Source organism: Falsiroseomonas selenitidurans (assembly GCF_012103215.1).
Taxonomy (GTDB): Bacteria; Pseudomonadota; Alphaproteobacteria; order Acetobacterales; family Acetobacteraceae; genus Falsiroseomonas; species Falsiroseomonas selenitidurans.
The window spans coordinates 1-9,372 of sequence record NZ_JAAVNE010000091.1; the positions used below are offsets into that span (position 1 = coordinate 1).

Sequence of the window (9,372 nt, forward strand, 5' to 3'; positions counted from 1 at the left end):
AGAACAGGTTCAGCCCTGCCCGCGCCACGCTGGCGGCCGCCGCCGGGGCGCGGGGCGAGGTGACGGCCGCGGCGGCGGCGAAGGAGGTGGCGGCCTTTCTGCGCAGCCGCGCCGATGCCGCCGGCCGCGTGGCGCGGGAGGATGTGGCCCGCGCCGCCGCGCTGTACCGGCGCATGGCGGTGACCCTGAGCCCGACGGAGGCGACGCGGCGCACCGCCGTGCTGCTGGAGGGTGCCGGCCTGGCGCCGCGGCCGGACGGGCTGTGGCGCTCCACCGCCTGGTTCCGCCGCCTCTCCGCCGCCGCCCCGGCCGCCTGAACCCGCCCCGCGCCCTCCCGGGTTCCGGAAGGCAGGACCAGCGGCAAAGGCCGCGCAGGCGGGTGCCCCGGCACCTGAGGGCATCAGGAACCGATCAGCCGCGGGCGGCGCCCGGGGTCAGGCCGAAACTGGCGCGGAAGGCGGCGCCGAAGGCGGGTGCGCTGGCATAGCCCACGGCGGCGGCGGCGCGGGCCGGGGTCTCCCCGCCCGCCAGCAGGGCGGCGGCCTCCGCCAGCCGCAGGGTCTGGCGCCAGCGGGCGAAGGACAGGCCGGTCTCAAGCCGGAAGCGGCGTTCCAGCGTGCGCGGGCTGGCGCCGACCAGCTCCGCCCATTCCTCCAGCCGGCGCGCGCTGGCAGGCTCGGCGCGCAGCGCGGCGGCCAGGCGCCGCAGCCGCGGGTCGTGCGGTTCCGGCACCCGGAAGGGCAGGGCCGGGGCGCGGGCGATCTCGTCCAGGATCAGCGCCGCCAGATGCCCGCCGCGCCCGGCCTGGTCCCATTCCAGCGGCTCCGCGCAGGCGGCCAGGATCAGCTCCCGCAGCAGGGCGGAGATGGCGAGCACCGTGGGCGTGCCCGGCCCGGCGGCGGCGGCATCGGCACGGAGGAACAGCGCCCGCATTGCCACCCCGCCCTGGGTGCGCACCTGGTGCGGCGCGCCGGCGGGCATCCACAGCGCGTGCAGCGGCGGCACGATGAAGCCGGCCTCATCGGTCGTGATCCGCATCACGCCGCTGGTGGCATAGAGCAGCTGCGCCCGCCCATGGGTGTGGCGCGGCACCTCCTCGCCTTCCGCATAGTCCCGCGCGAAGGCGGCCAGCGGTCGGTCCACCGCTTCCTGCGGCAGGCCCCGGATCGGGGCGGGTTTCTGGCGGTCTGGCGACATGACCTGTCGGGACGTCTGTGAAGCGCCAGGCTAGCATGGCCGCCGAGCGAGGGAATCCCATCATGGACGCGGCACGCCGGCAGATCTGGTTCGTCAACGCGGCGCATATCTTCACCCATTACGGCCTGCTGATCCTGGCCACCGGCGTGCTGGCCATCGTGCTGCAGGATCCGGCGATGTTCGGCACCGATTACGGGCCGATCCTGGCGCTGGGGACGGGGATGTTCGTGCTGTACGGGCTGGGCAGCCTGCCGATGGGCTGGCTGGCGGAACGCTTCGGCCGGCCGGCGCTGATGCTGGCCTTCTTCTTGGGCTCCGGCGGGGCGCTGCTGCTGGCGGCCGCGGCGCCCGGCCCCTGGTGGCTGGCGGCCGGGCTGGCGCTGATGGGCGCCTTCAGCGCCATCTACCACCCGATCGGCACCGCCATGCTGGTGGATGCGGCCGGCGCGCGCGTCGGCGCGGCCATGGGCATCAACGGCGTCTTCGGCAATCTCGGCGTGGCGCTGGCGCCGGTGGTGACGGCCTTCCTGGCCGCCTGGCTCGGCTGGCGCTGGGCCTTTGCGGTGCCGGGCGTGCTCTGCGTGCTGGTGGGGCTGCTGTATTGGCGGGAAGGCTCGGTGGACGTCGCCAAGAACAAGGCCGCGGGCCAGCCCTTCCCCGAGATCCCACCCGCCGTGGTGCGCCGCGCCGTGGTGGTGCTGCTGAGCCTCGCCACCGTGTCCGGCTTCATCTTCAACGCCTTCACCCTGCTGCTGCCGAAGCTGATGGCGGAGCGGCTGGCGGACAGCCCGGACCTGCTGCCGGTGGTGGGCCTGCTGGCCTTCCTGGCGACGCTGTGCGGCGGGCTGACGCAGTTCACGGTGGGAAGGCTGATCGACCGCAACACGCTGAAGCGCGTCTTCCTGCCGCTGGCCTGCATCCAGATGCCGGGTTTTCTTCTCTTGTCGCAGTTGCAGGGCTGGGCGGTGCTGCCGGTGTCCGGGCTGATCGCCGCGGCGATCTTCGGCCAGGTGACGGTGAACGAGACGATGACGGCACGCTACGTGGCGCCGGCGCTGCGGGCGCGGCTGTATTCCATCCGCTTCTTCGTGGGCTTCCTGGGCGCCGCGGCGGCCAGCCCCTTCATCGCCTGGCTGCATGCGACGGCGGGCGGCCTGGGCAGCGTGCTGCTGGTGCTGGCCGGCTTCGCCGCCGTGACCTTCCTCTGCGCCCTGGCCTTTCCGGACCGGAAGGAGGAGCTGGCGCCGGCGCTCTGGGCGGCGGCGCCGACCCCGCGCGGCGTGGCGCAGCCGGCGGAATAGCGGCTACCCCTCCGCCAGCAACCCCAGCCGGCGCAGCCTGCGGCAGAAGCCCAGGCTTGCCGCGCCCAGCGCGGCCGGCGTCGCGCCGTCTGCCAGGCGTTCCACCCAGCCGGCTTCCTCGTTCGTCAGCGCCAGCGGCGCCCCGGCCCAGCGCAGGGAAGCACCCTCCCCAGAAGGCTCCGGAACCAAAGCGTGCAGGGCGCCCGGCGCCAGGCGCAGCTTCGTCTCCAGCCCCGGTTCGTTCACGAACAGGCCGCGCGCCAGCAGCGGCGGCTGGTCCGCCGCCAGCCGGTCCAGCAGGGCCAGCGCTGTGCGGTCCAGCGCCTCCGGCCCCGCCAGAAGGGCCGCGAGCGGCTGGGCCAGCGCCGCCAGGGCGCCAGGCCCCTCGGCCAGGCGCCAGGTGGGGAAGGCGGCGCGGAGGCCGGGTTCGGATTCCTCCAGCAGATCCACCGCCAGCCGCAGCACCGCGGCGAAGGAGGGCTCCATGAAGCCCACCGTGATATGCAGCGAGGCTTCGCCATCCTGGGTGGCCGCATCGTGCAGCACGCCGCGCGGCACATACAGCGCGTCGCCCGGTTCAAGCACCACCTCCACCGCCTCCGCCAGCGGCTCCACGCCGCCCTGCCAGGGGGTGCGGCGCGTCGGGTTGGGGAAGGGCTGGCCGGGCCAGATGCGCCAGTCCTTGCGGCCCTGCACCTGCAGCACCAGCACGTCATGCGTGTCGTAGTGCCGGCGGAAGCCCTGGGCGCCGGGGGGCGTCAGGTAGATGTTGGCCTGCACCGCATGCAGGAACACCTGCTCCAGCCCGCGGCAGAAGCGCGCCAGCGGGGCGTGGATCTGGTTGAACTGGGACAGCACCAGCGTCGCCCCGGCATCGAAGCGGGCGAACAGGTTGGGCAGGTCCGCGCCGCCATCCTCGAAGGCGTATTCCGCCTCCGGCACGGCGGCGCTGCCGGGGCGGCTGTTGTCGGCCATGGAGATGCGCGGCCGCGCCGCCGCATCCGTGGCCAGGAAGGCGTCGATATCCGCCACCGAGAGCAGGGCCGCGTAGCGCCGCGGATCATGGCCGGGGAAGTGGCGCCAGGCCGTGGATTCGCGCAGCGCCAGGCCCTGGTCCACCGGCAGGTCGCCGAAGGCCAGGCGCCAGGCGTCCTCCGCCAGCGTCGCGCCGCTCATCGCCTCAGAAGCCGCGCCGGCCGCGGCCGGGGCCATCCGAGGGGTCGGTGTCGGTCAGCCCGGTGCGGCGGATGTTGCCGCGGCCGCGGCCGGGGCCGTCCGAGGGATCGGAATCGGTGATGCCGGTGGTGGCGCGGGTGCGGCTGCCGCCACGGCCGCGGCCCGGCCCGTCGGAAGGGTCGGAATCGGTCAGGCCGGTGCCGCGCCGCACGCCGCCGCGGCCATTGCCCGGCCCGTCGGAGGGATCGGAATCGGTGATGCCCGTGCCGCGCCGGACCACGCCGCGGCCGCGGCCGGGGGCATCGTTCGGGTCGCTGTCGCTGACGCCGCTGGCGCGGCGGCCGCCGCGGCCGAAGCCGGGGGCATCGTTCGGGTCGTTGTCGCTGATGCCGCTGCCGCGATGCCCGCCGCGGCCATTGCCCGGCGCGTCGGAGGGGTCCGAGTCGCTGATGCCCGTGCCGCGCCGCACCGGCTGCGGCGCATAGACCACCGGCCCCTGCTGCACCGGCACGCAGGCGGCGGCGGGCAGCACGCCCACCATGGCCGCGAGGCGCAGCACGAACAGGCGGCGGCGAGTCGGCGGCGCCTTGGGTTCAGAATCATCGGTCACCGGCTGGTTTCCTCATTCTTGTGGCCGGCACCGCGCGCCTCGCGGACGGGCGTCACCGGGCTGTCATCCTGGCCCAGCCCGGCCGGATGTTACAGAGGGAGCGCGGCGAAATGTCAGATTCTGTCCAAATATTTGGTTAATCCGTCCGTTTGCTGCGAAATTTCGCAACAATTCCTATTCCGACGGCAGAAGCACGATGGTGACGGCGCGCGCGCCCGGCTCGCTGACCCGGCCGCTGAAGGCGCCGACCTGCGCCTCCGCCCGCACCCGGTCCCGCGCCACCCGCGCCGCGGCCAGCGCCTGGGCCACCGCGCGCGCCCGGCGGACGGCCAGGCGCGTGCTGGTCTCCGCCCCGGCGCTGCGGTCCGCATGGCCGAAGACGCAGAGGTTGCGGCCCGGCTGGCTGCGCGCCTGGGCGGCGGCGGCGGCAATGGCGCTGCGCCCGGCGGGCCCCAGCGTGGCGCTGTTGCGGGCAAACGGCACGGCGATGACGTCATCCTCCAGCCGCTCCGCGCCGACGCAGGAAAAGGGGCGCGGCTGCGCCTGGGCCGGCAGGGCGAAGGCCAGCGCCGCAAGCGCGGCGCAGACCAGGGCGGGGGCGGTTCGTTTGGGCATCCGCAACACAATGCCGGCGGCGGCCCCGGGTTGCATCCCCGCCGCCATAACGGCCGGCCGCATCCCGGGAACGCGGCGCGGCTTGTGGCGCTGCGCCCGAAGACCCAGCTTCCAGGGGCAGGAGGAACAAGCGCATGAACGACATGGCGGGCCAGGCGGGCGCGGCGGAACCCGGCGAGGACGGCGTGCGCCCCCAGGTGCTGCGCGCCGCCGCGGCCGCGCTGGCGCGGCTGGCACCGGCCCTGCCGCCCTGCGCCGCGGACCTGCTGCGCCTGCTGCATGAGGCCGTGCCGACCGCGGAGCTCGCCGCCACGCCGCCGGAAGCGCTAGCGGAGGCCGCCGCCAGCCTGTTCGCCTTCGCCGCGCGTCGCCGCCCGCGGGAGACGCTGCTGCGCCTGATGCCGCCCGGCCCCGGCCGCGGCGCCGTGGCGGTGGCCGAGATCGTGACCGACGACATGCCCTTCCTGGTGGACAGCGCCCTGGCGGCGCTGACCGTGGGCGGCCGCGTGGTGCGGCAGCTGCTGCACCCGGTGGTGCCGGTGAAGCGCGATGCGGAGGGCCGGCTGCTGGCGATCGAGCCCGGCGCCCCGGCGCGGGAGAGCATGATGCGCATCACCCTGGCCGCCGGCGCCACCCTGCCGCTGGCCGGCACCGGCCCGGCCGATTGGCCGACGGTGGAAGCCGGGCTGCGCCGCGCCATGGCCGATGTCCGCCGCGCGGTGGGCGACTTCACCGCCATGCTCGCCCTGCTGCGCGACGCCCAGGCGGAATGCGCGGCGGAGGGCGGCGCGGCGGCCGATTTCCTGGCCTGGATGGCGGAGGACAACTACGTCCTGCTCGGCCATCGCCGGCTGGATTTCTGCCCCGACGGCACGCTGCGCATGGTGGCGGAGGAGAATCTCGGCATGCTGCGCGACGCCGAGGTGCCGGTCTTCGACGCGCTGCGCGACCTGGACCATGTGCCGCCCGCCGTACGCGCCACGCTGCAGCGGGCCGAAGCGGTGGTGGTCGCCAAGGCCAATATGCGCGCCACCGTGCACCGCCCGCAGCATGCCGACGTGGTGATGACGCGCATCCGCGCCGCCGATGGCCGGCCGGCCGGGCTGCGCCTGTTCCTCGGCCTGTTCGCGGCGGATGCCTACAACCGCAACCCGCGCGCCATCCCCCTGCTGCGGGAGAAGGTCCTGCGCGTTCTGGCGATGGCGGGGCTGGACCCGGAAGGGCATGACGGGCGCGCGCTGCGCAACATCCTCGATACCTGGCCGCGCGACGAGCTGTTCCAGGCGCCGGAGGCGGAGATCCTGGCCGGCGCCCGCCGCGCGCTGGACCTCGCCATCCGCCCCCGCGCCGCGCTGGTGCTGCGGCACGACCCGTTCGAGCGCTTCGTCGCCGCCATCGCCTGGCTGCCGCGGGATACCTTCGACACCACGCTGCGCCAGCGCGTCGGCCACCTGCTGGCGGATGCCTTCGGCGGCAGGCTCTCCGCCTGGTACACGCTGATGGGCGATGCGCCGCTGGCACGCGTGCACTACGTGATCGGCACCCGGCCCGGCGCCGTGCCGCCAGTGCAGGAGGCGGCGCTGGAAGCCGCCGTGGCACAGGTGGCGCGCGGCTTCGCCGACCGGCTGGAGGAAGCGCTGGCCGAGGAATTCGGCGCCGCCGCCGCGCCCCGCCTCGGGCGCTGGCGCGGCGCCTTCCCGCGCGCCTACCAGGATGCCGAGACCGCCGCCCAGGCCGTGGCCGACCTTGCCCTGGCGGAGCAGGCGCTGGACCAGGGCGCGCCGCGCGCCACGCTGAACCGCGCCCCCGGCGCCGGCCCGCGCCGGCTGACGCTGCGCCTGGCCAGCCCCGGGCGTTCCCTGCCGCTGGCCGATGCGCTGCCGCTGTTCGAGAGCCTGGATCTGCGCGCCATCGAGGAACAGCCCTACCGGCTCTCGCCCCAGGGTGTGGCGGAGGTGGTGCTGCATGTCTTCCAGCTGGAAGCGGCGGCGGATGTGGCGGAGGACGCCTTCCCGGAAATCCTCGGGGCGCTGGCGGCATTGCTGGACGGCGCGGCGGAGGCCGATGGCTTCAACCGCCTGGTGCTGCGCGCCGGCCTCACCTGGCAGGAAAGCTGGCTGTTGCGCGCGATGTTCCGCTGGCTGAAGCAGGTGGGCTTCCCCTTCGCGCAGGGCAGCGTGGAGGATGCGCTGGCAGCACAGCCGGATGCGGCGCGGCTGCTGGTGGAGATCTTCCGCCGCCGCTTCGACCCCGCGGAATCGGACCGCGAGGAGACGGCGCTGCTGGCGCAGTGGCAGGCGCTGCTGGACCGCATCGCCAGCCCGGACGAGGACCGCATCCTGCAACGCCTGCGGCTGATGCTGGATGCGATGCTGCGGACCAATTTCTACCAGCGGAAAGCCTACCTGGCCTTCAAGTTGGACTCCGCGCGCGCCGGCGACATGCCGCTGCCGCGGCCCTGGCGCGAGATCTTCGTGCATTCCCCGCGCATGGAGGGCTGCCACCTGCGCGCCGGCCCGGTGGCGCGCGGCGGCATCCGCTGGTCCGACCGGCGGGAGGATTTCCGCACCGAGATCCTCGGCCTGATGAAGGCGCAGCGGCTGAAGAACGTGGTCATCGTGCCGACCGGCGCGAAGGGCGGCTTCGTGCTGAAGCACGCCCCGCCGGCCGCGGAGCGCGAAGCCTTCCAGGCGGAGGGCATCGCCGCCTACCGCACCCTGGTGCGCGGCATGCTGGACCTGACGGATAATTTCTCCGAAGCCGGGCGCGTGGTGACGGCGCCCAACATCATCCGGCGCGACGGCGACGACGCCTATATCGTCGCCGCCGCCGACAAGGGCACCGCCAGCTTCTCCGACATCGCCAATGCGCTTTCCGCCGAATACGGCTTCTGGCTGGGCGACGCCTTCGCCAGTGGCGGCTCCGCCGGCTACGACCACAAGGGCATGGGCATCACCGCGCGCGGCGCCTGGGTGATGATCGACCGGCATTTTGCCGAGTTGCGCGGCGCGGGCGTGCAGGAAGCGGACTTCACCTGCGCCGGCGTCGGCGACATGTCCGGCGACGTCTTCGGCAACGGGTTGCTGATCTCCCGGCACACGAAGCTCGTCGCGGCCTTCGACCACCGGCACATCTTCCTCGACCCGCAGCCGGATGCGGAAGCCGCCTATGCCGAACGCGCGCGGCTGTTCGCGCTGCCGCGTTCGTCCTGGGCGGATTACGACGTGCGGCGGCTCTCGCCCGGCGGCGCCGTGCTGCCGCGCAACGCCAAGACACTGCCGCTGTCGCCGGAGGCGCGCGCGCTGCTCGGCATCGCGGAGGAGCGGGTGGATCCGGCGCGCATCCTGCGCGCGATCCTGTCGCTGGAGGTGGACCTGCTGTATTTCGGCGGCATCGGCACCTATGTGAAATCCAGCACGGAAACCCAGGCCGAAGCCGGGGACCGCGCCAATGACGCGATCCGCGTCGATGGCCGCGAGCTGCGCTGCAAGGTGCTGGGGGAGGGCGCCAATCTCGGCATCACCCAGGCCGGGCGGATCGAGGCGGCGCTGCTCGGCAATCGCGGCGCCGGCGTGCGGCTGAACACCGATGCGCTGGACAATTCCGCCGGCGTCAGCACCTCCGACCACGAGGTGAACATCAAGATCCTGCTGGCCGAGGCGGAACGCGCCGGTGCGCTGACCCGCACCCAGCGCGACGCGCTGCTGGGCGCGATGACGACGGATGTGGCGCGGCTGGTGCTGGCGGACAACCACGCGCAGTCCCTGGCCATCAGCCTGGAGGCGATGACCGCGCCGGCGGACCTGTCCGCCCATGCCGCGCTGATGATGCGGCTGGAGACGGAGGGGCTGCTGGACCGCGCCGTGGCCGGGCTGCCGGATGCCACCACGATCCGCGCACGGATGACGGCCGGGGAAGGGCTGACGCGGCCGGAACTCGCCACGCTGCTGCCGCCGGCCAAGCTGTGGCTGACGGAGGCGATCGAGGCGAGCGGCCTGCCGGACGAGGATGCGCTGGCGCCGCTGCTGGCGGCCTATTTCCCGCCCGCGCTGCAGCAGCGCTTCGCGGACCTCATCCCGCGCCACCGGCTGCGGCGCGAATTGGTGGCCACCGCCCTGGCCAATGCGGTGGCGAACCGGCTGGGCACGGCCGCCCTGGGCCGGCTGGCCGGGACGGTGGGCGGCGGCGCCGCGCTGGCCCGCGCCGCCTGGCTGGCCGAGGCCCTGTTCGGGCTGGAGGACGCGGCGGCGGCGGCGGATTCCGCCCCCGCCCTGGTGGCGGAACGCATGGCCGCGCTGCTGGCGCTGCGCCGCCTGCAGGAAGCCGCGACGCGGGAGTTGATGCTGATGGCCGAACCGGGCGCCCTCGCCGCCCGCTTGGCCGCGCTGCGCCCCGGCGTGGCGGCGCTGGTGGCCGCCGCACAGGCCACCCCGGGGCCGGAGACGGCACGGCTTGCGGCAGCCGGCCTGCCGG

General features: G+C 74.6%; 7 protein-coding genes. 3 read left to right on the plus strand and 4 right to left on the minus strand.

Annotated features, from left to right (window positions below; all coding sequences use genetic code 11):
* A partial coding sequence (locus HEQ75_RS26835; RefSeq protein WP_168035198.1) for a hypothetical protein occupies positions 1-317 on the plus strand: 317 nt, incomplete at its 5' end.
* A gap of 94 nt (positions 318-411) precedes the next feature.
* Here HEQ75_RS26835 and HEQ75_RS26840 read toward each other — a convergent pair.
* The gene (locus HEQ75_RS26840; protein ID WP_168035199.1) at positions 412-1,197 is read right to left on the minus strand and encodes an AraC family transcriptional regulator; all 786 of its coding nucleotides are present in this window, start codon (positions 1,195-1,197) and stop codon (positions 412-414) included.
* Between the two features lie 62 nt (positions 1,198-1,259).
* On the opposite strand from HEQ75_RS26840, the gene HEQ75_RS26845 reads away from it, so the two are divergent.
* Positions 1,260-2,498, plus strand: a complete 1,239-nt coding sequence (locus tag HEQ75_RS26845; protein ID WP_168035200.1) for an MFS transporter — start codon at positions 1,260-1,262, stop codon at positions 2,496-2,498.
* Positions 2,499-2,501: 3 nt separating this feature from the next.
* Here HEQ75_RS26845 and HEQ75_RS26850 read toward each other — a convergent pair whose 3' ends face one another.
* From HEQ75_RS26850 to HEQ75_RS26860, 3 genes are all read right to left on the minus strand, one after another.
* Positions 2,502-3,674 (minus strand): cupin domain-containing protein, encoded by a 1,173-nt coding sequence (locus tag HEQ75_RS26850; RefSeq protein ID WP_209318802.1) that lies wholly within the window; start codon positions 3,672-3,674, stop codon positions 2,502-2,504.
* 4 nt (positions 3,675-3,678) lie between these two features.
* Positions 3,679-4,284: a hypothetical protein gene (locus HEQ75_RS26855; RefSeq protein WP_168035202.1), complete on the minus strand. Its 606-nt coding sequence runs from the start codon at positions 4,282-4,284 to the stop codon at positions 3,679-3,681.
* Positions 4,285-4,458: 174 nt separating this feature from the next.
* Positions 4,459-4,899 (minus strand): OmpA family protein, encoded by a 441-nt coding sequence (locus HEQ75_RS26860; RefSeq protein ID WP_168035203.1) that lies wholly within the window; start codon positions 4,897-4,899, stop codon positions 4,459-4,461.
* Positions 4,900-5,033: 134 nt separating this feature from the next.
* Between HEQ75_RS26860 and HEQ75_RS26865 the strand changes: the two genes are divergently transcribed.
* Positions 5,034-9,372: NAD-glutamate dehydrogenase domain-containing protein (locus HEQ75_RS26865; protein WP_235962154.1), on the plus strand; the 4,339-nt coding region annotated here is incomplete at its 3' end.

Coding starts and splice junctions, on each gene's coding strand:
- HEQ75_RS26840 (WP_168035199.1), bottom strand. CDS start 1,197: ATGTCGCCAGACCGCCAGAAACCCGCCCCGATCCGGGGCCTGCCGCAG.
- HEQ75_RS26845 (WP_168035200.1), top strand. CDS start 1,260: ATGGACGCGGCACGCCGGCAGATCTGGTTCGTCAACGCGGCGCATATC.
- HEQ75_RS26850 (WP_209318802.1), bottom strand. CDS start 3,674: ATGAGCGGCGCGACGCTGGCGGAGGACGCCTGGCGCCTGGCCTTCGGC.
- HEQ75_RS26860 (WP_168035203.1), bottom strand. CDS start 4,899: ATGCCCAAACGAACCGCCCCCGCCCTGGTCTGCGCCGCGCTTGCGGCG.